General features: G+C 42.5%; 24 protein-coding genes. 8 read left to right on the top strand and 16 right to left on the bottom strand.

Annotated elements, in window-relative coordinates:
• Entirely contained in the window at positions 1 to 309 is a 309-nt protein-coding gene (gene clpS / locus C7H79_RS07415; protein ID WP_106706656.1) for an ATP-dependent Clp protease adapter ClpS, read from the bottom strand.
• Between the two features lie 288 nt (positions 310 to 597).
• Here clpS and C7H79_RS07410 point away from each other — a divergent pair, with 288 nt between their 5' ends.
• Complete coding sequence (locus C7H79_RS07410; RefSeq protein ID WP_013646657.1) at positions 598 to 801, top strand: cold-shock protein; 204 nt, start codon at positions 598 to 600, stop codon at positions 799 to 801.
• A gap of 202 nt (positions 802 to 1,003) precedes the next feature.
• On the opposite strand, the gene icd is transcribed toward C7H79_RS07410, so the two are convergent.
• On the bottom strand, positions 1,004 to 2,254 hold the full coding sequence (icd, locus tag C7H79_RS07405; RefSeq protein ID WP_106706655.1) for an NADP-dependent isocitrate dehydrogenase: 1,251 nt from the start codon (positions 2,252 to 2,254) through the stop codon (positions 1,004 to 1,006).
• Between the two features lie 220 nt (positions 2,255 to 2,474).
• Here icd and C7H79_RS07400 point away from each other — a divergent pair, with 220 nt between their 5' ends.
• Positions 2,475 to 3,521 (top strand): phosphoglycerate mutase, encoded by a 1,047-nt coding sequence (locus tag C7H79_RS07400; RefSeq protein WP_106706654.1) that lies wholly within the window; start codon positions 2,475 to 2,477, stop codon positions 3,519 to 3,521.
• 390 nt (positions 3,522 to 3,911) lie between these two features.
• The gene (locus C7H79_RS07395; protein WP_242447188.1) at positions 3,912 to 5,099 is read left to right on the top strand and encodes a sensor domain-containing phosphodiesterase; all 1,188 of its coding nucleotides are present in this window, start codon (positions 3,912 to 3,914) and stop codon (positions 5,097 to 5,099) included.
• A gap of 105 nt (positions 5,100 to 5,204) precedes the next feature.
• On the opposite strand, the gene C7H79_RS07390 is transcribed toward C7H79_RS07395, so the two are convergent.
• The 13 genes from C7H79_RS07390 to C7H79_RS07330 all read right to left on the bottom strand — a co-directional run bounded on the left by C7H79_RS07390 (position 5,205) and on the right by C7H79_RS07330 (position 19,973).
• A complete protein-coding gene (locus tag C7H79_RS07390) occupies positions 5,205 to 6,584 on the bottom strand; it encodes an NAD(P)(+) transhydrogenase (Re/Si-specific) subunit beta (RefSeq protein ID WP_106706652.1) in 1,380 nt (459 codons plus the stop codon).
• On the bottom strand, positions 6,585 to 6,893 hold the full coding sequence (locus tag C7H79_RS07385; RefSeq protein ID WP_106706651.1) for an NAD(P) transhydrogenase subunit alpha part 2: 309 nt from the start codon (positions 6,891 to 6,893) through the stop codon (positions 6,585 to 6,587).
• An 82-nt stretch (positions 6,894 to 6,975) separates the two neighbouring features.
• Complete coding sequence (locus C7H79_RS07380; RefSeq protein ID WP_106706650.1) at positions 6,976 to 8,103, bottom strand: Re/Si-specific NAD(P)(+) transhydrogenase subunit alpha; 1,128 nt, start codon at positions 8,101 to 8,103, stop codon at positions 6,976 to 6,978.
• 307 nt (positions 8,104 to 8,410) lie between these two features.
• Positions 8,411 to 8,797 carry an Hpt domain-containing protein gene (locus C7H79_RS07375; RefSeq protein ID WP_106706649.1) on the bottom strand — a complete coding sequence of 129 codons (387 nt, stop codon included), beginning with the start codon at positions 8,795 to 8,797 and terminating at the stop codon, positions 8,411 to 8,413.
• Positions 8,798 to 8,803: 6 nt separating this feature from the next.
• The gene (locus C7H79_RS07370) at positions 8,804 to 12,352 is read right to left on the bottom strand and encodes an FAD-dependent oxidoreductase (protein WP_197714607.1); all 3,549 of its coding nucleotides are present in this window, start codon (positions 12,350 to 12,352) and stop codon (positions 8,804 to 8,806) included.
• A gap of 96 nt (positions 12,353 to 12,448) precedes the next feature.
• Positions 12,449 to 13,663 carry an EAL domain-containing response regulator gene (locus C7H79_RS07365; RefSeq protein ID WP_106706647.1) on the bottom strand — a complete coding sequence of 405 codons (1,215 nt, stop codon included), beginning with the start codon at positions 13,661 to 13,663 and terminating at the stop codon, positions 12,449 to 12,451.
• Between the two features lie 80 nt (positions 13,664 to 13,743).
• Positions 13,744 to 14,151, bottom strand: coding sequence for a response regulator (locus tag C7H79_RS07360; protein ID WP_106706646.1), 408 nt, complete (start codon positions 14,149 to 14,151; stop codon positions 13,744 to 13,746).
• 159 nt (positions 14,152 to 14,310) lie between these two features.
• Entirely contained in the window at positions 14,311 to 15,606 is a 1,296-nt protein-coding gene (gene cysN, locus C7H79_RS07355) for a sulfate adenylyltransferase subunit CysN (RefSeq protein ID WP_106706645.1), read from the bottom strand.
• A 130-nt stretch (positions 15,607 to 15,736) separates the two neighbouring features.
• Positions 15,737 to 16,642 carry a sulfate adenylyltransferase subunit CysD gene (gene cysD / locus C7H79_RS07350; RefSeq protein ID WP_106706644.1) on the bottom strand — a complete coding sequence of 302 codons (906 nt, stop codon included), beginning with the start codon at positions 16,640 to 16,642 and terminating at the stop codon, positions 15,737 to 15,739.
• 84 nt (positions 16,643 to 16,726) lie between these two features.
• Positions 16,727 to 17,425: a phosphoadenylyl-sulfate reductase gene (locus C7H79_RS07345; RefSeq protein WP_106706643.1), complete on the bottom strand. Its 699-nt coding sequence runs from the start codon at positions 17,423 to 17,425 to the stop codon at positions 16,727 to 16,729.
• Positions 17,418 to 17,951 carry a DUF934 domain-containing protein gene (locus tag C7H79_RS07340; protein ID WP_197714606.1) on the bottom strand — a complete coding sequence of 178 codons (534 nt, stop codon included), beginning with the start codon at positions 17,949 to 17,951 and terminating at the stop codon, positions 17,418 to 17,420. The genes C7H79_RS07345 and C7H79_RS07340 overlap by 8 nt, the downstream gene beginning before the upstream one ends.
• A 5-nt stretch (positions 17,952 to 17,956) precedes the next feature.
• Complete coding sequence (locus tag C7H79_RS07335) at positions 17,957 to 19,699, bottom strand: nitrite/sulfite reductase (RefSeq protein WP_106706641.1); 1,743 nt, start codon at positions 19,697 to 19,699, stop codon at positions 17,957 to 17,959.
• A gap of 46 nt (positions 19,700 to 19,745) precedes the next feature.
• Positions 19,746 to 19,973 carry a hypothetical protein gene (locus C7H79_RS07330; RefSeq protein ID WP_106706640.1) on the bottom strand — a complete coding sequence of 76 codons (228 nt, stop codon included), beginning with the start codon at positions 19,971 to 19,973 and terminating at the stop codon, positions 19,746 to 19,748.
• 434 nt (positions 19,974 to 20,407) lie between these two features.
• On the opposite strand from C7H79_RS07330, the gene cysB reads away from it, so the two are divergent.
• The 5 genes from cysB (at position 20,408) to C7H79_RS07305 (ending at position 24,143) form a co-directional block, all read left to right on the top strand.
• On the top strand, positions 20,408 to 21,391 hold the full coding sequence (gene cysB / locus C7H79_RS07325) for an HTH-type transcriptional regulator CysB (RefSeq protein WP_106706639.1): 984 nt from the start codon (positions 20,408 to 20,410) through the stop codon (positions 21,389 to 21,391).
• Between the two features lie 84 nt (positions 21,392 to 21,475).
• A complete protein-coding gene (locus tag C7H79_RS07320) occupies positions 21,476 to 22,057 on the top strand; it encodes a c-type cytochrome (RefSeq protein WP_106706638.1) in 582 nt (193 codons plus the stop codon).
• Between the two features lie 47 nt (positions 22,058 to 22,104).
• Positions 22,105 to 22,539: a DUF3293 domain-containing protein gene (locus C7H79_RS07315; protein ID WP_242447187.1), complete on the top strand. Its 435-nt coding sequence runs from the start codon at positions 22,105 to 22,107 to the stop codon at positions 22,537 to 22,539.
• 132 nt (positions 22,540 to 22,671) lie between these two features.
• Positions 22,672 to 23,529, top strand: coding sequence for a Tim44 domain-containing protein (locus tag C7H79_RS07310; protein WP_106706637.1), 858 nt, complete (start codon positions 22,672 to 22,674; stop codon positions 23,527 to 23,529).
• A 119-nt stretch (positions 23,530 to 23,648) separates the two neighbouring features.
• On the top strand, positions 23,649 to 24,143 hold the full coding sequence (locus C7H79_RS07305) for a DUF2165 family protein (RefSeq protein ID WP_106706636.1): 495 nt from the start codon (positions 23,649 to 23,651) through the stop codon (positions 24,141 to 24,143).
• Between the two features lie 96 nt (positions 24,144 to 24,239).
• Here the strand turns inward: C7H79_RS07305 and C7H79_RS07300 are convergent, their stop codons facing one another.
• Positions 24,240 to 24,647 (bottom strand): GlcG/HbpS family heme-binding protein, encoded by a 408-nt coding sequence (locus C7H79_RS07300; RefSeq protein WP_106706635.1) that lies wholly within the window; start codon positions 24,645 to 24,647, stop codon positions 24,240 to 24,242.
• Positions 24,648 to 24,667 lie beyond the last annotated feature (20 nt).

The following is a 24,667-nucleotide window of genomic DNA, read 5'->3' as shown; positions in this document are numbered from 1 at the left end:
TCAGTTCTCCTCCATTACACACCTAAGGGGGTGCTGATTCTTTCTACTAAATTCTACTACTTGCTTAACCTTAGTACTTGCAATATCACCAGGATAGATACCACACACGCCTACTCCCTCTGTATGCACTTTTAACATTATTTGTGTCGCTTGCTCTTGATTCATGGAGAAAAACAACTTTAGTACCTCAATCACAAACTCCATCGGAGTAAAGTCATCATTTAATAATAAAACTTTGTAAAGTGGAGGTGGCTCGTGCTGAACCTTCTCTTGCGAAAGCTTAACGGCTTCGGACTTACTCTCCGTCATGAATGATTCCTATTCAATCTAAACTTCTAATCATAAATATAATACATAAGACTCTTCTACACTATAGACATAGTTAACGATTACGACAAAATTTTCAAGTATCTTGAGACAATTACTTTTTTCTTAGTCACAAAAGTGGCGTAACCGCTTGACTTTAACCTAGGATTTGCGTAAAACAGCAATTGGCGTTTGACTTTAAGTTCTTTACGGATCAATTTTATCCATCAATGTTCTTGAATTTCAAATAGTATTAGGGTTTCCGGCCCAGTTTTTATATAGGAAGTAGAAATGGCAACAGGCACAGTAAAATGGTTCAATGATTCTAAAGGTTTTGGTTTTATTACTCCTGATGACGGTAGCGAGGATTTGTTTGCGCACTTCTCTGCAATCAATATGTCTGGTTTTAAAACTTTAAAAGAAGGTCAAAAGGTGAGCTTCGATGTCACTCAAGGACCAAAAGGGAAACAAGCCTCCAATATCCAGGCCACCTAACTTTCATAACTACTGGCCTAGCAACATAGATTTCTATTAATCGGCCATAACAAAAATAATAACAAAAATTTTCTCTTATATATAATAACCCCCTTGCTATGTAGTTCTACATCTAGCAAGGGGTATTGATTTTTTATTCTAGCTTACCAAGCTACTACAGCTATTATCTTTTCACGGCTGAATGGAACCGTTTGTCCTGCATTCAGCTCAAACAATCAATCATCCCGTTTCCGAACGCTGAGCAAGAAACTTGTTTAGCATTTCTCATTTGTCTGGCAAAATCATAAGTAACAATCCCGTTTTGAATAGTCGCCTCCATTGCTTTAATAATGAGATCTGCTGCTTCAATCCAGCCAATATGTCGCAACATCATCTCTGCCGATAATATTATCGACCCAGGATTTACTTGGTCTTTGCCAGCATATTTAGGCGCCGTACCATGCGTTGCTTCGAAGACGGCCACTGAATCTCCAAGATTAGCTCCAGGCGCTATCCCAATTCCACCCACCTGCGCAGCCAAAGCATCCGATATATAATCTCCGTTCAGATTTAATGTTGCAACCACATCATACTCCTCAGGTCGAAGCAAGATTTGTTGCAGAAAAGCATCAGCAATCACATCTTTGATAATAATTCCACCCATTGCAGATGGTAATTTCATCCACGGACCACCATCCAACAATTCCGCCCCGAATTCATTGGCAGCTAAAGCATACCCCCACTGCTTAAATGCACCTTCGGTAAACTTCATAATATTTCCTTTGTGCACTAAAGCAACCGATTCACGTTTATTGTCAATGGCATATTGGATTGCTCTCCGAACAAAACGTTCCGTTCCCTCTTTTGAAATCGGTTTAATGCCAATGCCAGAAGTTTTAGGGAAGCGTATATTGGTTACCCCCATATCTTTAATCAGAAAATTAATTACCTTAGTTACAGATGGTGATTCTGCTTCCCACTCTATACCTGCGTAGATATCCTCAGAATTTTCTCTAAAAATAATCATGTCAGTTTTTTCTGGATTCTTTAAGGGACTAGGAACACCGCAGAAATAGCGTACGGGTCTCAAGCAAATATATAAATCTAACTGTTGTCGTATAGCCACATTAATTGAACGAATTCCTCCACCTACCGGTGTCGTTAATGGGCCTTTAATTGAAACCACAAACTCTTTGGCAGCCTGCAACGTCTCTTCCGGCAACCATACATCGGGCCCATAAACTTGGGTTGATTTCTCACCCGCATAAATTTCCATCCACGCAATTTTGCGTTGCCCTCCATAAGCCTTGTCAACTGCAGAATCAACAACTCTACGCATTACTGGAGTAATATCAATACCAATCCCATCACCTTCTATAAACGGAATTATTGGATTGTCAGGTACACTTAATGAATAATCTCCATTAACCTTAATCCTTTCTCCCTTACTAGGCACCTTTATATGTTGATACATGACATCTCCAAGTTTTCAAAAACAAATGCAATTTGCAAGAAAAATTCTGCCCATCTAAAATGCCCTCACCTTGTCTGCATTATACGTGTAAACACAATAGCTTTCCATGATGAACATCGACTCCTATTCATGCAAATAAACGCAAAACAATATAATTTATGCATGAATAGAGACACTTATTTTTTTATAAAACCTTTCTGGAGTGAATCATTCCCTAACAATGAATATTAACCTTCAAATACCCAATCTATTTTGGTCTGATGCTTCACAACCCGAAATTTATGATGAATTATTAATGCGGACTTTAGAAATACTTCTATCAAAAGCTATCTCTAAAACAACCACATCCCTTGAAATGGAACCCTGGCTGTGCAAACAGTTTAATGTCACGCAACAACATGGGAACTGGCCTGTTGCACCGCTGATGCTACACATTGACGCTCCTGTTTTGGCAAAAACAAGTAAAGATTTCTGGATGCATGCCGATCCCGTACATCTCCGAATTGAACAAAATCATATCATGCTAGCAGATCGTCAAATTTTTGAAATTTCTCCAGAAGAGGCGAAGCAGTTTATACATGACTTGAATCAAAATCTAGGTAGTAATGATTTTACTTTTTCAGCACTTCATCCACATCGATGGTACATTCGAATACCTAAGGCGCCTGAAATACAAACACATACACTCAGTCAGGTCACATGCAAAAATATTAATAATTTTTTACCGACCGGTAATGACAGCATCTTCTGGCATAAAATTTTTAATGAAGTACAAATGTTGCTACACGAGCACCCAATTAATTTAGCTCGTGAATCTCGCGGCGAACTGACCATTAATAGTATTTGGCTTTGGGGAGGCGGGAACAAACCTCAAACAATACATTCCCCTTACACAAATGTATGGAGTGATAATACTTTTTCTCAGTCATTAGCACTGGCCAGTAATATAAATTATTTAGCTCTACCCACGGATGTTAACAAATGGCTCCAAACTCAAATATCAGGGAATCATCTTTTAGTATTGGACTCACTTCGCAGTCCAGCAAAATACAAGAATGCTTTTAGCTGGCGAGAAACTCTCAGAAATATGGAGCAAAACTGGTTTCTACCCCTATATACAGCACTTAGAAACGGAAAAATAAAGCAACTGACCATTTCAACCTCAAATGAAGTTGCTTCACATGATTTTGCAATAACGCGTTCTGATTTATGGAAATTCTGGCTTATCAGCAAATCGCTTTTCACTCATGGCACAAGAATCAATTAAACAATACTTTCATAAAGCAGAACCACTATCAATTAAGGCCGTCATGAATAAGGAATTGTCGTGCAAAAACCATCTTTATTAAATAGCGTCAAGCCCTATTTGATTATTTGTATTTCGCTAATCCTCTCACTTATTATCATAGCAGATACATATATTCTCAACGAACTCGCACCCCATTTGCTAACTACACTATGGTTTGCTTTAATCTTCACAATACTGATAATAATTATTCAATTAGCACACACTGAGAAAAACACCAGAAGCCTATATCATCAACTCAACGTTACTAAGGAAAGGCTCGGGAATGAGATTAAGCATCGGCTTTGGGCAGAAAAAACAGCTGCAGAAAGCAAGATCAAATCACAATTTATCGATGACAATTTTCCTGTCATGCTAGGTTATTTTAATACTGAGATCCGCTGTCGATATCATAATCGAATTTTTCGTCGATGGTTTGGATTAAAGTCTGATCAAATTGATGGTCATTTTTTGAAAGAATTCTCAAACGAAGAATTTTTTTCTGAGATTCAGAACAATATTGATGAAATACTAGCTGGAAAAACAATTCATAACGAACGAATCCTTAAATCTATGAAAGGCTTTCCTTATATTTTCACGGAGCAATATCTTCCTCATATTGACAATAAAGGAAAAACAATTGGATTCTACACACTACATACTCCGCGCGCGCAAGAGAAAAATCGCACACCATTAAAACCCAATAAAGACGAGAAAAAAATCCAACCAAAGTTAATACAAACCAATGAAATACCAACAAATAACGATATTAAGCTTCAACAAAATAGTCAACCATCCACATCTAAATCTGAGATTACTGCTGCTCGCATAGCTCAAGCAATTGATGGAGAGGAATTTAATCTTTACTGCCAAAAAATAATTCCTATTAAATCTCTTGACACATCCTCATCACATTATGAGATTCTGATTCGTATGCACGAGGAAGAAAATAACTTGATGCCACCAGGCTCATTCTTACCATTAGTCGATCAATTCAAGATGATGCCCAAATTGGATCGGTGGATCATTAATCATATCGTTCAATGGTTGTCGATTCATCCAAAAGCCAATACGGTATTTCATCTTAATTTAGCCAGAGATACTTTAAAGGACCTGACTTTTCCTAATTTCATCCATGATCAGTTGCAGAAAACGAAAGTCCCTGGCTCCAGACTTTGTTTTGAGATTGAAGTTTCCGATGCAGAAGATAATACGATTGATACATATATCTTCACACAAAAGATTCATGAGTTAGGTTGTCTGATTTCACTGTGCAGCTTTAGTGACAACCAAGAGATATTGAATCTACAAAGTAAAATGAAAGTCGATTACCTGAAGATCGATGGCAGTATTGTTTGCAATATACTGCGCGATGAAGAAGATTTAGCCAAGATAAGAACCATCCATCAACTCGCTCAAGAAATTAACGTCAAAACGATTGCCGAATTAGTAGAAACTGACGATATCATCGCAAAATTACAAGAAATTGGTGTCAATTATGCCCAAGGATTTGGTATTGCAAAACCTCATCCTTTCAATGAACTTGACACTGCAGTCTAAATCAAAAATTGCCATTCATATATTTGATATGGAAAGTAAATCAATCTTTACAGTAACCGCACTCTCAATTACGGAATATAGTACTAAATCAAGTTATTTATTACATCACAATGACTTTACCATGCTCTCAACAACTTTCTTAGCATCTCCGAATATCATCATAGTTTTATCCATATAAAACAGATCATTATCGAGACCGGCATAACCCATCGCCATACTGCGTTTTACAACCATAACTGTACGCGCCTTATGTGCATCCAAAATCGGCATACCATAGATGGGACTACCTGGAACGTTTGCTGCCGGATTCACCACATCATTTGCGCCTAGTACCAAAACAACATCCGTATTTGAAAAGTCACTATTGATTTCTTCCATTTCCAGTACTTGTTCGTAAGGGATCTCGGCTTCCGCTAGTAACACATTCATGTGCCCCGGCATACGTCCAGCGACTGGATGAATAGCAAACCGGACATTCACTCCCTTTTCATGCAACATCTCTGCCAATTCCTTGACAGCATGCTGTGCCCTTGCAACCGCCAAGCCATATCCAGGAATGATAATTACACTATCCGAATTACCCATCAAGAAGGCTGCATCTTCTGCACTCCCGCTACGATGAGTCTTCTGCGTACTGTCCGCAGCCACAGCAATTCCGCCATCACTGCCAAAACCACCTAATATGACAGATAAAAATGGTCGGTTCATGGCTTTACACATAATGTAAGAGAGAATTGCACCCGAACTACCCACCAAAGATCCTGCAATAATCAACATTGGATTACCTAACGAAAATCCGATCCCTGCTGCAGCCCATCCAGAATAAGAGTTCAGCATCGATATCACGACGGGCATATCAGCGCCACCAATAGGTACAATAATCAAGAATCCTAATACGAAAGCGATTGCAGTCATAGCAATAAATGCGGTCCAATTCGTCGTTTCACTAAAAAAGAACCACAAACCAAATCCAACCATGGCAATTGCCAGCAATAAATTAAGCATATGCTGACCGCTGAAAACAATAGGCGTACCACTCATACGGCCAGATAATTTCAGAAATGCAATAACGGAGCCCGACCAAGTCATTGCACCAATAAAGGTTCCCAAAAACAATTCCAGTTTACTGCCCGCTGGTAAAATTGCAGGCAAACCGAAAGAAACCGGATTATTGACCGCTGCAATCGCGATAAATACTGCCGCTAGACCAACCAGCGAGTGCATAAACGCAACCAATTCCGGCATTGCTGTCATCTGCACACGCTGCGCCACAATCGCACCGATAATGCCACCCACCGCAATACACCCCAGAATCAAAATCCAGTTCTGCGTAAGCGTCAAGGTTGTGGCAACTGCAATCGCCATACCTACCATGCCGAACAAATTTCCACGACGTGCAGATTCAGGCGAGCTTAGACCTTTTAGTGCAAGTATGAAAAATACTGAAGCAACTAAATATGCAAGTGCTACCATATTGGCTGACATTTACGCGTTTCCTTTTTTATCTTTTTTCTTGAACATTTCCAACATCCGTTGGCTCACCAGAAATCCACCAAAAACATTGATTGATGCTAGTGTAACTGCAGCAGCACCTAACCAAACGCCCCAGTCAGTTTCTGTTGGTCCCGCAGCTAGCATTGCACCGACAAGAATAATCCCGGAAATAGCATTAGTAACTGACATCAGAGGGGTATGCAAAGCTGGCGTAACATTCCATACGACATGATAGCCAACAAAAACTGCCAGCACAAAAACCGTTAGATTGATAATAACCGGATCAATTTCACCAATCATATTTACTCCTTTAAAATTCGTTTATTAACTGTACGTGCTCGAAGCTGCAACTGAATAAGCATTCTACTTAACTTATCACTGATTATGATTTTCCAATGACTTCTCCGCCTGTACATAGCAATGTACCCGCAATGATTTCATCTGATCGGTCTAGTTTCAATGCGTCACTTTCTTGATCAAGCATTAGGTTAAGAAAATTCATCAGATTACGTGCATATAAAGCACTAGCGTCGGCCGCCACTAAACCAGGAAGATTTGCAATTCCAATCAGGTGGACACCATGTTTAAGCACATTCTTATTTAATTCGGATAATGGGCAATTACCGCCTGCTTCAACTGCCATATCGACAATAACCGAACCTGGCTTCATCGCCTGTACGGTTTCTTCTTTGATCAAAACGGGCGCTGGACGCCCTGGAATTAATGCGGTGGTAATAATGATATCTGCTAAAATCGCGCGCTCATGGACTAACTCACCTTGTCGCCGCTTATAATCATCCGACATTTCCGTCGCATACCCGCCCGCAGTTTCAGCTTTGGCTTTTTCTTCATCACTGAGTGGCACTTCCACAAACTTGGCACCCAGACTCTCTACCTGTTCCTTAACTGCCGGCCGCACATCGAAAGCTTCAACCACTGCACCTAACCTTTTCGCGGTTGCAATAGCCTGTAACCCAGCAACACCTGCGCCCAGTATTAGAACTCGCGCTGCCTTCACAGTACCCGCTGCTGTCATCAGCATAGGGAAGAATTTTTGGTAGGCATTTGCTGCCATGATGACCGCTTTATAGCCCGCAATGTTTGCCTGTGACGACAGAACATCCATATTTTGCGCTCGAGAAATACGTGGTAACTTCTCCATCGCAAAAGCAGTCAATCCATGCTGTGCAAGTGCATCCACTCCATCTTTTTGATGCGGCGACAACAATCCCAACAACACCACATCCTTACGCATCATTGCTAACTCGCTGGATTCCGGCCCGCGTACTTTGAGAACAATTTGTGATTGCGCATACAATTCAGCCACATCGTTAACTATAGATGCACCTGCTTCCTGATAGGCTGAGTCCGGTATACTGGCACCCGCACCAGCACCTGACTGGACTAAAACCTTATGAACACCCTTGGCAGTATATTTTTTCACGGTCTCCGGTGTAGCTGCTACACGCGTTTCTTTTTCGCGAATTTCTGCTGGTATGCCGATATGCATTGATAATCTCCCTTTTCTTTCCAACCTGCTTGCAAATAAAAACTGATATTGAGTTTAATCCTTTTAATGAACTGTGAATTATAAATCAATTTACTCACAATTCAGTAAATGGATCAGGAAAAACTTGATATCGCATGATTTTCTGATTATTCACACAACCTTTCGTAGCAGTTAAGTCTGCGTAGGACTAAATAATCAAGAAAATGGATCAAAAGTTATCCAGTAATCACGCTTCTCAGTAGTTTTTTGATAAAAAATTCTTTTCGAATACTCATAAATTGTTCAATAGAGTTATCTACCAGGAGTCTTATTCACTTACTTTACTAAACTCATTTTCTAATTGTTCTGTAATCCGTTTCAATAAAGACGAAATCTTTGCCAGTATTGTTTCTACATCAAGCCAATTATTATCAGCACTCGCTTGCTCAAGTGCTTCGCATAAATCAGCGAAACTTAAGGCTCCAATTGTCCTGGCTGAAGATTTCAATTTATGGCCTAAGCGCCCTAGCGCTGATAGATCTTTTTCAGCATGAGCTACTTTCATTTCCGATAATGTGTTATTGGCAACTTCTATAAATTTAAGACAGAACTTTCGTACTAACACAGAGTTATCATGAAACATCTGACGCAATACTGTGATATTAACCGGCAATGATTCATCCGATAGTAAACCTTTTTCCACTTCTTTAATCACTATAGATCATACTCCGTTTTTTAAACAACGATCGATCCATCGGTTTGTTAGTTTTTCTTGTACAGTGTTTTGGCGCAAGCGTGTATTCAATCCAGAAAAATCCACCTGATCCAAGGGTTGATCTTGATTGAAGCAAGAAAATACATAGGTAATTTTCCCCGTTTCCGGGTCCTGATGGGGTTGCAGGCATTGCGCGCAAATTTCCTTCATCATGCACTGCATGGGCGAGTTAATCGAACCAATGGCAAAATGATCCGCTTTCAAATAAGGCTTTAATTGATTATGACGGGCTACACCGACAGCAGCCATCATACGATCTGAGCCAATTGCGATAATATGATCGCCTTCGCCCAGCGGCACTGGTTGCGCACCTAATTCACCGCTGGCATAAGCCACCATCGCCTGCACAATATTCCCTACGTAGCTTTTGTCTTGTGGGCGTGTGGCTGTAAAACCGGGAGACTCATCACAGCACCACACGACAATGTCTGCTGCGGCCTCGATTTCAGTCACTTTATAACGATCAATCAGTTTCTTATAGCCAGCAAAATATAACACTTTCGAACCGGCTGCACGTGCGGCCGTGCCAATGGAAAATAGTACCGCATTACCCAGACCACCCCCCACTAGCACCACCGTCTTATTCTCAGGAATTTCTGTTGGTGTTCCGGTAGGCCCCATCAGAACTACTGGTTCACCCGGTTTAAGCATTGCACACACATTGGAAGATCCACCCATTTCCAAAACAATGAGTGAGACCAATCCATGCTCGACATCAACCGATGCACCCGTCAACGCCAGACCTTCCATTGCCAATCTCGTATCTCCAGCAATTGTCGCCAACGTTGCATAATTCTGGAAGCGATAAAACTGACCTGGCTGAAAATGCTCTGCTGCCATCGGAGCATGTACGACAACTTCAATGATGTTAGGAGCAAGTCTTACTATTTTATATACCGTTGGACGAAGCTGATTATTCAGTCCTGCAAAAAACTGCTGAGTTGATAAGCTCAATTTTGGTTTAATACGTTCCAGCACACGGTGCACCAAAGGATACCCCTGCTTGGCACTTGACATCGCCTTCACCACATTACCGGAATAAGAAGGATGCAAATCACCAAAGAAACTGATAAAGCGACCATCCTGACTATCCCGATAGCGACTAAGCAAAACCATCGGCGTCTCGGGTTTGGGATTGGCATAGGCAGGCTGCACTGGATTCCCTTCTTCATCACAGGCAGCAAAATAGCGGCCATTGAGCTTGAATAGTTTTTCATCTTCCCGTGCCAGCACGGTATTGGGTTGAGTGCCAGCCGCAACCAGCAAGGCACGCGCCGGTAACTCTACATTACCTGTATCATGCCACTGCCCGGTTTCATCCCGCTTCTGTACTATAAACTGTACCGATTGCGTGTGTTCCCACTGATCCACATTAACACGCTTTGGGGTCATTCCCTCAGCAAACCAGATGCCTTCTTCCAGCGCTTTTTCCACTTCCTCATGATTCAACGTATAAGAAGGGCTATCTATTAAACGCTTCCTGTAAGCTATTGTCGCGCCACCCCATGCTTGTAGCAGGTTGACGATACGCGGTGCGCGCTTTTCTTTTTCTGCAGCTTGACGTTCCTCCCGAATTGCTCGCGCATGATTAAGAAATTCATCAGCAATTTCTTTTTCCTCATCATCCCAAACTTCTCGAATCGCAACTTCACCTTGTACTGCGGTCAGTATTTCATAGCGCTGCAAAAACTTCTCCACCTGAACCGGGTAATATGCCAATGCCTCAGTGGCTGTATCAATGGCTGTCAGGCCGCCACCAATCACCACCACCGGTAAACGTAATTGCATATTAGCAATCGAATCGCTCTGCGCAGCACCCGTAAGTTGCAAGGCCATCAAGAAATCCGATGCGGCACGCACCCCACGTGCTAATCCATTCGGCAAATCCAGCACAGTGGGTCGCCCAGCTCCGGCAGCCAGGGCAACATGATCAAATCCCATGGCAAATGCATCATCGGTAGTCAATGTACCACCAAAACGTACACCCCCAAACAATGCAAACTCTTCTCTTCGCTCCAGTAACAAACGAATCAACTTGAGAAAATTTTTATTCCAGCGCACGGTAATTCCGTATTCTGCCACTCCACCAAAACCTCCAGGTGTGCGTTGATCTAAATTTTCTTCTAACGTACTAGACAGTCGAATCGCCTGAAATGGCACGCGTTCTCCCTGTAGATTTACACCCGATATCTCTTCCGGCAAAAATTCGATCTTAAGCCCGTCAATTCCAACCACCGTGTGGCCTTCATTCATCAAATGATGAGCCAGCGTATATCCGGCCGGTCCCATGCCTACCACCAGCACCTTGCGTCCGGATGCCGGTTTTGGCACTGGTCGTTGCAAATTTAACGGATTCCAGCGTGTCAACAAACTATAAATTTCAAATCCCCATGGCAGTTCCAGCACATCTTTGAGCGTTCGTGTCTCAGCTTGCGGAATATCAACCGGCTCTTGCTTCTGATAAATGCAGGATTTCATACAATCATTACAAATACGATGGCCGGTTCCGGCACACATCGGATTATCCAATGTGATCATGGCCAGACTGCCCACCGCGACACCCTGTGCTTTAAGTTTATGGAATTCGGAAATACGCTCTTCCAGCGGGCAGCCTGCCAGCAGCGCGCCCAACTCACTGCGCTTGAAAGCAGATGGCTCATCCGGTGATTTCGATTTTTGTATCAAACCTTTAGAGCACGAATCCTTACCTTGATCATGACACCAGATACAGTAATTGGCTTCATCGAGCGCCCCCATCAGGTCCGTTCCGGTATCGGTCAACGCAAAGCCATTGCGTTCACGTAGATGCCCGAGCCGATGCATCGGATACCCTGCCGATTCATCCGTTTCCAATGACAATAGATGCTGAAAATCCAACTTGGCAGGCGACTTAAATAAAATTCCTTGTTGGGTATGTCGTTGCCCTTCTGGCGTTCTCAGTGCCCAGGCAGCATAGTGGAGTGCTTTTTTCAACCGGAATTCATTATCCGCTTCCGCATCCATCCACTGCATCACTTTAGTAGCAAATACCAATTCTGAAAAAGCTCCGCCAAATTCTGCCGTAAGTTCCTTTTCAAGAATCAATCCATCAATACCAGCCAACTCTTCATCATTAACTTTTCCCTTAGCTCGGCGTTGGACAAATTGTCGCTTGCAAAAATATAGCGGAGCCAATTCATGATGCTTTGCTGCCAACTGCTGCACTTCGTTCTCAATGCTAAACAACCGGGCAATAAAATCTTCCAGCCAAGGTGCAATTTCAATTAATAATGCGGATTCGTCCTTGGGTAACAAATCATTTGGATGTGCACGCGCATACTCCAGTTTTTTATATAGCGCCTCATCACCGGTGCGAAGAAAGTCCAGAAATACTTCATCCAGCCTAACCAAGCCGTCACGACGATAAAGATCAGCGATAGTAAAGCCAAAGTTAAAATTTGATGAAGTAGTTATAGTTTCCTGCCGAGTATGCAATGTAGCATCCATTTTTGTCATAATTCCAGATATTTAATAATTATTTTTTGCTAATGGGAAAATAGGCCATCATTATTTGTGGCAATATTGCCCGCTTATATTCAAAGTTTTGAGTTTCTATAAACGTTCATCATTTGTATTTTTATACTCTGATAACCATTTAATAAGTTCATCCGACGACATCGGCTTTGCAACAAAATATCCTTGCACTTCATCACAGCCAAGTTCGATCGCCAATGCATAATCAGCCTTCGTTTCAATTCCTTCTACCACTACGTTTAGGCCAAGAACTCTGCCTAATTTTATACTCGATTCAAGGATTGCACGAGTCGCCGGATCTTCAGCCGCACCATGTGCAAAAATCCGATCTACTTTAAGTTCTGTGAAGGGCAAGTGTTTGAGTGTTTCCATTGAAGAATAACCAGTACCAAAATCATCAATGGCCAATCCAAAACCTTTAAGCCTGATTCGCGTCAGAATGTCCAAGGTTTGCGCAAAATCTTTTCCCAGCTTACTTTCTGTAATTTCGAGAGTTACCCGATTAATTGGCACGTTACACTCACTCACCGCTTCTGCATAAATCTCTGGCAGATTAAACCGATCCAAATTCTTCATCGATACATTAATAGAGATATTTAAATCCAATCCTTGCTGTAGCCATACATCCAGTTGCTGAGAAGCTTTTATTAAAACATCACGAGTAAAATCGTTGATTAGGCTGCTCTGTTCGATAATCGGAATAAAGTTATCAGGTGAAACATAACCATATTCAGCATGATGCCAGCGTGCCAAACATTCCACGCTAGTTACATTGCCACTCAATACAGCAATTTTGGGTTGAAAAAACAAATCAACCCGATCATCGACCAATGCTTGCCTGACTTCTTGTTCATCAAAAATCTGCATTATCCGGGCGCGAGTAACTTCTCGTGGAACAGGTATCAATAACTGCTCTAATACTGTTGTCAAAGAATCAACTGTCACTGGTTTAGATAGTATCCCTATAACATTGAGTCCCCGGGCTATGGCTAAGCGTTCTGTTGCTTTGAGCAGATCATGACTGACCCCTGAAAACAATACAATTTTTCCCTTGTAATTTTGATCCGCTATATTACGCAAAAACTCGATTCCATCCATTTCAGGCATTTCAATATCACAAATCAGCAAATCAACGGAAGTCACCTGTGCTGACAAGACACATAGACCCGCTCTTCCATCTTCTGCAACCAATACCTCACTAACGCCAAGTTCTCTAAGTAAATGACTGACAAACTTAAGCATAAATTTGTCATCATCAAGTACCAGCACACGCATTTGCTTTTTACCATCCATACGAATTTTATACTCAAGCTTACTTCAATGCTGTTGATCCATTAAGAGAAAATTCTAATTACACTTATTATCTATCACTCCTATCTTGGTGACAGGCACTTTAATATAATCCTGACTAGCTGTTCTGGATCAATTGGCTTGACTAAAAAATCAGTCATGCCAACACTTCGACACAATTCTCTATACTGCTGATCCGCATTGGCTGTCACCGCAATAATCGGCATGTACGGCCATTGCGGATTTGCACGAATCAGTTTGGCAGCCTCTAGACCATCTACAACAGGCATTTGAATATCCATCAATATACAGTCAAAAATTTCTCCTCTACTTAACTTATCCAGTGCTTCTTGTCCATTGCTAGCAATAGCTACAACAGCGCCGTTATATTCAAGTAATCCCTGAGCTACTTGTTGATTCAGTTCATTATCCTCGACCACGAGAACAGTGCATTTGTTTAGTTTCAAATCTGGGCTTTTTATTCTATGCATTTTGTAATAACTTGATTTATTACTTCACTGACAGACACGTTGTAGCCATCTCTTTGAGGTATTGCTATTACTTCTATGCGAAGGCCAGCAGAAACAAAAGATTTATCAGTTATTTCTGCAATACAATGAATAAAAGAATGCGATCCATGTATCCATTTTCTATGCTTGTGATCGTTCTTCATTTGGCAAAATCATGCCGGCGGCTACGGTATTATTACTATTTTCATCAATGATAATAAAGCATCCTGTTGCCCGGTTACTTGCATAGTCATCACAAACAATCGGCCCTTGGACTTTGAGTCCAACATGAGCGATATCATTCATTCTAAGAGTATTTACAGTCTCATGATTCAAAGTATTAATATCAACTCGAAAATCAATTCGACTAATAATTGCTTTTACAATGCGAGTTGTTTGTTTAATCAAATACTTCCGATCCAGATCCAGCGGTTGCTCAGAAAACCAGCACAGCATGGCATTGAATGTTTTGGTGACCTGAGGTTTTTCGCCAGCTTTCACTAACATATCCCCACGCGAAATATCCACATGATCTTCAAGCGTCAAGGTAACGGATTGAGGAGCAAATGCTTCATCAACAGAGCTTTCATGCACAATAATTTCTTTAACTTGTGAGCTCAGATTTGACGGAAGCAATGTTATTTCATCGCCTATACGTATAGAACCCGATTCTATGCGCCCCATATAACCACGAAAATCATGTAACTCCCTGGATTGCGGTCGACATACCCATTGCACTGGAAAACGAAAATCTTCACGATTGATATCATCTTCGATTGATACCGTCTCAAGCAAATCCAGCAACGTGGTACCTTGATACCAACCTAGATGATCGCTCCGTTCCACTACCATATCGCCATTCAGAGCCGACATGGGAATATAGATGATATTTTCCAGATTGAGTTTTTCCGCAAAAGCATCAAATTCGTTACAAATTTTCTCAAATAGCGACTGTGAATAATCCACTAGATCCATCTTGTTAACCGCCACAACCAGATGAGGAATCCCCACTAGGCTAGCCAAGTAGGCATGACGTCGGGATTGCACAAGCACACCTTTACGCGCATCAATCAGAATAATAGCCAGATTAGCAGTTGATGCCCCGGTAACCATATTCCGCGTATATTGCTCATGGCCGGGTGTATCAGCTATGATGAATTTACGCTTGGGCGTAGCAAAATAACGATACGCAACATCAATAGTGATTCCTTGTTCCCGTTCTGCTTGCAATCCATCAGTTAGCAAGGATAAGTCTACACCCTGCAAACCTCGTTTTTGCGTCGTGTTGGCAATTGAAGTTAACTGATCTTCAAAAATAGACTTCGAATCATGCAGTAAACGTCCAATCAAAGTACTTTTGCCGTCATCTACACTACCGGCAGTAATAAAACGCAGTAATTCTGCTTGATCAAGAGATATTTTTTCAATGACCGACATTTGGAAATCCTTCGGAAAATTGTATTACTGCAAATAAAATTGTTGGAATATAGTTTGAAACAATGTCGGCGGATTTAACTAACTGATTGCGGAACTATTTCAGTCAGAATTCTCCATTTATTCATCGATTTTAGAAATACCCCTCCTTCTTACGTAATTCCATCGATGCATCCGAAGTCTGGTCATCCATACGCGTAGCACCACGCTCAGTAATACGTGTCATTGCTGTTTCAGCGATAATTTCATTGACATTTACTGCATTCGATTCAACCGGGCAGGTACAACTCATATCACCCACAGTACGAAAACGTACTGTGATATGCTCAGTTCTTTCGCCAGCCTGTGGCTGCACTAAATGAGAAACAGGCAGCAATCCTGCAGTACGTCGAATCACTTCACGGGTATGGGCAAAATAGATTCTTGGTACTTCCAACCCTTCGCGCGCTATATATTCCCAAACATCCAACTCAGTCCAATTACTGATTGGAAATACCCGAATATTTTCGCCAGGGTGCGTCCGGGTATTATAAATATCCCATAACTCGGGTCGCTGATTTTTAGGGTCCCACTGACCAAATTCGTCACGAAAAGAAAAAATTCGCTCTTTGGCGCGCGCTTTTTCCTCATCCCGCCGAGCACCACCGATACATGCATCAAATTTGAATTCCGCAATGGCATCCAGCAGTGTCACTGATTGAAATGCATTACGACTTTGCGTCTCTGAACGCAACACTACTCTGCCATTTTTAATCGAATCTTCCATACTGCGCACAATTAGCCGCTCGCCTAATTCTTTGACTCGCTGATCTCGAAATGCAATAACCTCTGGAAAATTATGTTCGGTATCAATATGCATCAATGGAAACGGAAACCGTCCGGGACGAAATGCTTTCTCAGCTAAACGTAATAAAACAATGGAATCCTTCCCGCCGGAAAATAACAACACAGGATTGACACATTCTGCCGCCACTTCACGCATTATATGTATCGCCTCACTTTCAAGCACATCAAGATGGGTAAATGCGTGATGACTCATTTTCTTTCTCTCAACAAATAAAACAATGCAAATTCTAGATGTGTTGCTGTGACAAAACAGATCTGATATTCCTAATAATCAAAATTATTTTAATCGAATTACCTTATCGGTATGTAATCCGCATTCCTTGGTTTCCGGAGTTTCCCACCACCAGCGCCCGGAACGTATGTCTTCTCCCGGTGTAACAGCTCTCGAACAGGGGGCACAGCCGATACTGGGATAAAATTTATCATGCAATTTGTTATAAGGCACATCGTAGCGTTTGAGATATTCCCAAACCTCCGTACTAGACCATTCCAACAACGGATTAATCTTTTGCATGCGATTGTCCATATCGTACGCAGATACTTCCAGATTTGCCCGAGTGGATGCCTGTTCACGCCTGATTCCGGTGGCCCATCCACGCTTACCCTGTAAAGCGCGGCGCAACGGCTCCACTTTACGGATATAGCAACAAGCTTTACGTAAATCAACGCTTTGATAAAATCCATTGACACCATGCTCCGCAACATACTCTTCAACTTGTTTTACATTGGGGAAAAAGATGCGCAACATTATTTTGTAGCGTTCTCGCACGATCTGCATCAAATCATATGTTTCTTGCGGCAAACGCCCGGTATCCAGACTAAACATTTCGATATCGATTTGATAGCGATCAATGATGTCTGTTAGCACCATATCTTCAGCACCCAGGCTATTAGCAAACGCCACCGGCGCATAATCATGCACAGCCTCAGTCAGAACGGAAACAGCCTGATCAACTCTCTGTTGCAAGTCAATCATTGAGCGTTCCTGCAGTCGAATTTCCTTTGCGCTGTGTACGCCGGAACAGTGGTAGAGTTTGATCGAATGACGACTGATAAACCTCTGAAAAATCACTGAGTCCTTTTATTGCGTCCTCAATCTTGCGATCCGGCCGCGGCGCAAAAGCATCGAAACCGACACGTTGCATGTAAAACAATTGATCGCGCAACACATCACCGATCGCCCGCAATTCTCCCTTATAGCCTAGTCGTGCGCGCAGATTATAAGCAATGGAATAACCTCTGCCATCCGAGAATTTTGGAAAATCGACTGCAATCACAGAGAATTTGTGTATATCGCCCTTCAAATCTTCCGGACGCTCATCACTAGCCAGCCAAACACCAATATCTTCGCGCCGCTGCAACGTTTCGCGTTGAGCTTGCCATACCTTTAGTGGAACAATGACTTTCCCTGAAGCAACCATAACGCTCTCTGCAGCATCTTGCTCCTGTAACCGCAAGACCACCCAATCATCCGCAACAATGGTTTTATTTTTTATGATCATATCGATTAGAACCTGGGTGAATAATAGGGAACCTCGTACTGCGCAGGCTCCACGCTATGTTTGTCAGCAACTTTTTCTTCCTGAGCCATAAAGTCGGTAGCATACACATGCTCTTTAAATGGCGCATGACCTATGCGACGTACCGTATCGATGAAGCGCTCAGTTTCTATACGCTCGCGCAGATACACATGAATCAAACGTTCGATAACCTCAGGCACTTGATTGAAGGTAAATGACGGGCCAATAATTTTACTAATCGAGCTGTCGTTACCTTCCGCGCCACCAATCGAAACTTGATACCACTCGTCGTGATCTTTCTTTTCCACACCGGTGATCCCAATATTTCCAATATGATGCTGCCCGCAAGCATTCACACAACCCGAAATATTCAATGTAATCTCGCCGATATCATGCTGATAATCCAGGTCTTCGAAGCATTCGGCAATCACCTTCGCCAGCGGTATCGAGCGAGCATTGGCAAGCGTGCAAAATTCTGCTCCAGGACAACTAATAATATCGGTCAGCATGCCAATATTGGGTGTAGTCAATTCATGCTCGGCCGCTTCTTGCCATAAGCGGATTAAATCTTTCTGCCTGACGTCCGCCAATACCAGATTCTGCTTGTGCGTGATGCGTAATTCACCAAAGCTATAGCGATCCGCTAAATTCGCAACCGCTTCCATTTGCTCAGCCGTAGCATCGCCAGGGGCCTCACCGGGTTTCTTCAACGACAAAACAACGATCGCGTAACCGGGAATACGATGAGGTTTAACATTGCGCAATAACCAGTTCGAGAATGAGCGGCTGTCCGCTTTGAATTCATTTAATTTTGAATTATGGTCGGTTAATACTTCATAAGACGGATCAATAAAGAAAGAAGCGACACGATTGACTTCCTCAATGGATAATGTTCCAGGACCATCTTTGAGATCAGCCCAATCGGCCTCCACCTGACGCTTGAATTCATCAATCCCAAGTGCTTTCACGAGTATTTTGATGCGCGCTTTAAATTTGTTATCACGGCGACCATATTGGTTATACACGCGCAAAATAGATTCGACATACGTCAAGATGTGCTGCCATGGCACAAATTCACAAATTTCATTGCCAATGATCGGTGTTCGCCCCAATCCACCACCAACCAGTACCCGGAAGCCGGTTTCTCCCTCTATATTCTTTGTTACCGCCAGCCCGATGTCATGCGCATAGATCGCGGCGCGATCTTCTTTTCCACCACTGATAGCGATCTTAAATTTTCTCGGTAAATACGCGAATTCTGGGTGGAAAGTGCTCCACTGACGCAAAATTTCCGCATACGGACGTGGATCAACAACTTCATCCTGTGCCACGCCGGCAAATTCATCCGATGTAATATTACGTACACAATTCCCAGAAGTTTGAATAGCGTGCATTTCAACTGACGCCAGATCCGCCAGAATATCCGGCGTATCTTCCAATTTAATCCAGTTAAACTGAATATTCTGACGTGTCGTGAAATGACCATAACCCTGATCGTAATTTCGTGCAATATGAGCAAACATTCGCATTTGCTTGGAAGATATCAGACCATATGGCACTGCTATACGCAGCATGTAAGCATGGATTTGCATATACAAACCATTTTGCAACCGCAAAGGCAGAAACTCCTCCTCAGTCAACTCACCTGACAGACGCCGGCGCACCTGATCACGAAACTGCTTGACGCGCTCATTCACTATTTGTTGATCATATTCATCATAGCGATACATAATTAATTTCCTCGCTTATTTGCTCAAAGATGTCCAATAAGTTCCCTTAGGATTCATGGGTATAATGCTTAGATACCGGCAGTAACAATGCCGCATCCAATGGAAATTTGGCGCCATACTTCATGATATGATCCACATCATCATCTTCGTCATGTTTTAATGCCATACCAATATAGGCATGCTCTCCATTTTCACCCACCACAATACCAATCCGCCCGCCACAACCATTAAACCAGGTCACTTGCTTGGGCTTATTCTCTACATTCGTACTCATCAATCAATCCTTGTTTCATTAATGGAAAATTGCCGGAATCTGACAAAAAAAGCAACTCACCATCTCAGATGCTTATCATCCTGCCATTATTAAGTACAACTTCACCACCATCAATTTGATTTTTCAACTCTGATCGGATAGATCAGCGATTATTCAGCATTCCATTATCCTTGACACACACTCAACCAGCGCAGACAGAAGATAGCAAATTCGCTATTCTACCAAAAAACCAACCATAATCGCCTTTCGCGTGTCGATATCAAGCAAGATATAGGAGTATGAATAAAGTTGATCAGAGAACCTGACAGAATAGAATTAGTAACTACCTACCAATTTGCTTTTTTAACTGTATATCATGATAACAATACATTTTTATAAATCAAAATAATATTATATTAGATCTATATAACCATTTATTATTACCAGGTGCATCCATGAAACTGCAACAACTTCGTTACTTGTGTGAAACCGCCCGTCAGGATATGAATTTGTCCAAAGCGGCGAAAAATTTGCATACTTCTCAACCAGCCATCAGCAAACAGATTCAGATGCTTGAAGACGAACTCGGTGTCGATATTTTTTTGCGCAATGGCAAACGCGTTGTAAAAATAACCCCCCCTGGACAATTAATTATTCAAACAGCAACTCGGATGCTACGCGATGCTGACAATCTAAAAAAAATCGCGCAGGAATTTACCAATGAAGCAGGCGGCACACTGACTATTGCAACCACTCATACTCAGGCTCGCTACGCATTGCCAGCTGTAATCAAGCGTTTCACCGCGCGATATCCCAAAGTTAAACTTATCCTGCGCCAAGGCAGCCCGATGCAGATCTCATCTTTAGTAACTTCCGGCGAAGCGGATGTCGCGATTGCTACGGAAGCCATTGAACAATTCCAGGAGCTTGTCATGTTGCCATGCTATGAATGGAATCGATGTGTCGTTGTAATGCCCAAACATCCGCTCTTGAAGGTTAAGAAACTCACATTGGAAGCGATCAATCAATATCCCATTATTACTTATGACTTCGCTTTTACTGGTCGCTCAAAAATTAATCAGGCTTTTGCAAAGCTTGGACTGGAACCTAATGTAGTATTGACAGCAATTGACTCAGACGTGATCAAAACCTACGTGGAATTGGGATTAGGCATTGGAATACTCGCTAATATGGCTTTTGAACCCAAACGTGACAGAAACCTGAGATCCATTGATGCCAGCCATCTATTTGAGCCCAGCACCACCCGTATCGGCATAAGCCGCAATAGCTATTTGCGCAGCTATATTTTCGATTTTATAGAAATGTTCGCACCTCATTTAAATTATGCAACAATTCAAGCTAAATTGGAAAACAACACAGAGGACGGTATAGAAAATTCTGTAGCAGCAATAACTGCAGGCTCAAAGAATGCAAATTGATTCCCATTAAAATTAAAAGTACCATGCGTGGAAGAACAACTCTGAATTGAAACTAAACCCCAGTTAATTTTATAAGGCAAAAAAATGAAAATAATTGTTAGTCTTATATTAGTATCACTTATGCTTGCCATTATCGCTATTGGACCAAGTGCTTACAATATCGCAGCCACAGAAAAGCACTGGGGCATCACCGAAAAAATCATAGAATGGGTGCGTGAAAGCTCCATCAAGGCACGTGCCAGGGACTTGGCAGTACCCTCACTGCAGGATGAGGAATTGCTCGCCCAGGGCGCCGAGCACTATGACGCCATGTGCTCAATTTGCCACTTGGCGCCCGGTGCAGAGCCGACAGAGCTTTCAATAGGCTTGTACCCCCAAGCGCCGATATTCCATCAACGTGAACCTATCAATGATCAAGCAAAAAAACTGGAACTCGCCAGAGCGCACTTCTGGGTAATAAAAAATGGATTGAAAATGACCGCCATGCCAGCATGGGGCCTAAGTCATGATGATCAAGCTATTTGGGGAATGGTAGCTTTTGTGCTGAAATTAAATCACATGAAACCTGAGGAATATCAGAGTCTCATCAAAGCTGCGCAAGATCATGATCACAGTCATGGTCATGGTCATGGTCATGGTCATAATCACGAGCACAGCGATGATTAGTAAATCCGCATGCCTATGCAGCGTTATATACGCTGCTATCGAAGCCAATGACTTTGACACTATCGTTGATCTCTAAAAACCTTATCGCCAGCTACCTTAGCACATATTATCAAGTTGGGATCGGTCCAGATGCAATATCCCTGCGCATCGACCAACATTCGAAACCGCTCACAAAACTTCTGGCGACACTCAGACAATCCTGCGCTGCGATAATGAGTGCTTATAATCCATGCAGCCGACTTGCAAGTAACGAGGCAAACTTAGCTGCACACGAATTACTCAGGAGTTATTTGAATCATCATTCTTACTCGACGATTGAAAGCCTGAATGTAGATCCATCTGGTAAATGGCCGCCTGAAAAAAGCTTCTTTGTTTCTGGATTGGATCTCAATACCGCCCGGTCAATCGGACAAAAATTCAATCAGAATGCAATTGTATGGATTGAGAACGAAGCAATCCCCCATTTAGTATTGTTACGCTAGGGAATGCCATCAAATGCTTTTCGCGACAGAAGGATCGTACTCAAAATTTGCATAACTGAAAATTCAATGTAGCTGGTAGCACAAACCCGATGCTATACTCGGAGCTTTTACAATACAGTTTGCGAGATCATTATGAAGAAAATACTCACCTTTCTGACTTTAGCTATCTTCAGTTTTGGCTTGCTAGCTTTTGATGCGGAAGCTAAGCGCATGGGCGGTGGCAAGAATCTTGGCACTCAACGTCAATCGGTTAATCAGCAGCAAGCTGCACCTAAGCCTCAACAAGCACCAGCAGCAGCGCCCGCAGCAGCAGGCGGCAGTAAATGGGGCGGTGCATTAGCCGGCTTGGCCGCTGGTGGTTTATTGGCTGCACTCTTTATGGGAGGCGCGTTTGAAAACATCAACATGATGGATATCGTAACCATGCTGTTACTCGTAGGCGCTGCGTTTTTCATCATCCGTATGCTGCGTAAACCCAAAGTGGAACAATCGCCCTCCATGCAATACTCGGGCATGAATACAAATACACGTGATAGCTTCAATACCCCTGCGTTCACGCCTCCTGCTGGAACCGCGGCCATGAACGATCAAACCGCTCATCGGCAACCCAATATCCCCGCAGACTTCAAAGTAGAACCTTTTTTACGCAACGCAAAAGCTTCGTTTATGCGTTTGCAGGCTGCTCACGATCATGGTGATATTAATGAAATTCGCGACTACACGACGCCCGCTATGCTGGCTGAAATTAGTACGCAAATTAATGAACGTGGTGATGCGCAACAAAAAACGGAAGTCATGTTCATTGATGCTAATTTTCTAGAAGTCGAAACAACTGATGATATGGCCATCGCAAGTGTTCGTTTCACAGGTCAGTTAAGAGATTTGCCGGATGGTGATCCAGAAGCATTTGATGAAATCTGGCATGTACAAAAAAATCTCAAGGACCCACATGCCACATGGTTGTTGGCCGGCATTCAACAAGTTTCTTAGACTGTTGTTTGTTATCACACCGCTCTTTAATCTCGGTCAGCACTACTCAAACCGAAGTAGTGCTGACCTGGGTTAACAGATAACTTCAAGTTTAAACTTGCGTACTTGCTTTAATTACCATGTATACGCGATTGTCAAAAATTGTGATGGTATTGTCTTTTGCGTTGTACGCATCGCTGGTAGTATTCAATAATCTCACCGATTACAACTCAAATTTCTTCATTACCGTACATGTTCTGTTGATGGATACGACTTTTCCTGATAACCAGGGACGCTGGCGAGCAATCGAATCCCCTTTTCTGCATCATGCAGCTTATGGACTGATCATTGTTACTGAAATACTGATCGCTGGGCTATGTTGGCTGGGTGGCTTGCGTTTGTGCCAGAACATCAGAAACCCATCATCTTTTAATCAAGCAAAAAGCATGGCGATACTCGGACTCACTCTCGGTTTCTTCCTGTGGTTTACCGGATTTATGGCAATTGGTGGAGAATGGTTTTTAATGTGGCAATCGGAAGTAGCCAATGGTCAACAAGCTGCATTTCGTTTAGTAATGATTACTGCTGCCACCCTCATTTACTTGACCCAGCCAGACGCGGACAGGCATAGTTAGAAATTTTTTCAGAACTGCTCGAATTCTGAGGAGGTCGATGAAAGTTTATGTTAGTACAAAACTCAAGAGATCCTTTGCAAGTTCTTAGAAAGAAAATTAAGATAATAATGCATCGATTCCAGCCTGAGCTATCTGGGCATCTTGGAAAGATCTTACGCCGCTGACGCCGATTGCACCGACAAATTGATTGTTAACAATAATCGGCAGTCCGCCTTCAATCGGCAAGGTGCCTGGCAAATTCAGATAGCGCAATTGCCCTTCTGCAATATTGTCTTCCCATATCTTGGTCGGGCGGCGAAAGGCAATCGCTGCACGCGCTTTTTCAATCGCCACATTGATACTGCCATATTGCGCATAGTCCAGACGTTGCAAATAAAGCAAATGACCACCATCATCGACAATTGCAATAACAACCGGCCATTCGTTCCGCATTGCTTCCGATTCCGCGCCCGCCGCCATTTTCTTGGCATCGTCCAATGTGAGAATTACTTTGTTCACAGTCATATGATCCCTAGAGGAAAAAA

It is taken from the genome of Nitrosomonas supralitoralis (genome assembly GCF_003011925.2).
Lineage (GTDB): Bacteria > Pseudomonadota > Gammaproteobacteria > Burkholderiales > Nitrosomonadaceae > Nitrosomonas > Nitrosomonas supralitoralis.
This window is presented reverse-complemented; position numbering and strand designations above follow the sequence as displayed.

Excerpts from the sequence above, each read along its gene's own strand:
- C7H79_RS07370 (WP_197714607.1), bottom strand. The coding sequence starts at position 12,352 with ATGACAAAAATGGATGCTACATTGCATACTCGGCAGGAAACTATAACT.
- clpS (WP_106706656.1), bottom strand. The coding sequence starts at position 309 with ATGACGGAGAGTAAGTCCGAAGCCGTTAAGCTTTCGCAAGAGAAGGTT.
- C7H79_RS07380 (WP_106706650.1), bottom strand. The coding sequence starts at position 8,103 with ATGCATATCGGCATACCAGCAGAAATTCGCGAAAAAGAAACGCGTGTA.
- C7H79_RS07320 (WP_106706638.1), top strand. The coding sequence starts at position 21,476 with ATGAAAATAATTGTTAGTCTTATATTAGTATCACTTATGCTTGCCATT.
- cysN (WP_106706645.1), bottom strand. The coding sequence starts at position 15,606 with ATGTCGGTCATTGAAAAAATATCTCTTGATCAAGCAGAATTACTGCGT.
- cysB (WP_106706639.1), top strand. The coding sequence starts at position 20,408 with ATGAAACTGCAACAACTTCGTTACTTGTGTGAAACCGCCCGTCAGGAT.
- C7H79_RS07395 (WP_242447188.1), top strand. The coding sequence starts at position 3,912 with ATGCTAGGTTATTTTAATACTGAGATCCGCTGTCGATATCATAATCGA.
- C7H79_RS07365 (WP_106706647.1), bottom strand. The coding sequence starts at position 13,663 with ATGGATGGTAAAAAGCAAATGCGTGTGCTGGTACTTGATGATGACAAA.
- C7H79_RS07410 (WP_013646657.1), top strand. The coding sequence starts at position 598 with ATGGCAACAGGCACAGTAAAATGGTTCAATGATTCTAAAGGTTTTGGT.
- C7H79_RS07360 (WP_106706646.1), bottom strand. The coding sequence starts at position 14,151 with ATGCATAGAATAAAAAGCCCAGATTTGAAACTAAACAAATGCACTGTT.
- C7H79_RS07310 (WP_106706637.1), top strand. The coding sequence starts at position 22,672 with ATGAAGAAAATACTCACCTTTCTGACTTTAGCTATCTTCAGTTTTGGC.
- icd (WP_106706655.1), bottom strand. The coding sequence starts at position 2,254 with ATGTATCAACATATAAAGGTGCCTAGTAAGGGAGAAAGGATTAAGGTT.
- C7H79_RS07330 (WP_106706640.1), bottom strand. The coding sequence starts at position 19,973 with ATGAGTACGAATGTAGAGAATAAGCCCAAGCAAGTGACCTGGTTTAAT.
- C7H79_RS07300 (WP_106706635.1), bottom strand. The coding sequence starts at position 24,647 with ATGACTGTGAACAAAGTAATTCTCACATTGGACGATGCCAAGAAAATG.
- C7H79_RS07385 (WP_106706651.1), bottom strand. The coding sequence starts at position 6,893 with ATGATTGGTGAAATTGATCCGGTTATTATCAATCTAACGGTTTTTGTG.
- C7H79_RS07315 (WP_242447187.1), top strand. The coding sequence starts at position 22,105 with ATGACTTTGACACTATCGTTGATCTCTAAAAACCTTATCGCCAGCTAC.
- cysD (WP_106706644.1), bottom strand. The coding sequence starts at position 16,642 with ATGAGTCATCACGCATTTACCCATCTTGATGTGCTTGAAAGTGAGGCG.
- C7H79_RS07335 (WP_106706641.1), bottom strand. The coding sequence starts at position 19,699 with ATGTATCGCTATGATGAATATGATCAACAAATAGTGAATGAGCGCGTC.
- C7H79_RS07340 (WP_197714606.1), bottom strand. The coding sequence starts at position 17,951 with ATGATCATAAAAAATAAAACCATTGTTGCGGATGATTGGGTGGTCTTG.
- C7H79_RS07305 (WP_106706636.1), top strand. The coding sequence starts at position 23,649 with ATGTATACGCGATTGTCAAAAATTGTGATGGTATTGTCTTTTGCGTTG.
- C7H79_RS07400 (WP_106706654.1), top strand. The coding sequence starts at position 2,475 with ATGAATATTAACCTTCAAATACCCAATCTATTTTGGTCTGATGCTTCA.
- C7H79_RS07345 (WP_106706643.1), bottom strand. The coding sequence starts at position 17,425 with ATGATTGACTTGCAACAGAGAGTTGATCAGGCTGTTTCCGTTCTGACT.
- C7H79_RS07390 (WP_106706652.1), bottom strand. The coding sequence starts at position 6,584 with ATGTCAGCCAATATGGTAGCACTTGCATATTTAGTTGCTTCAGTATTT.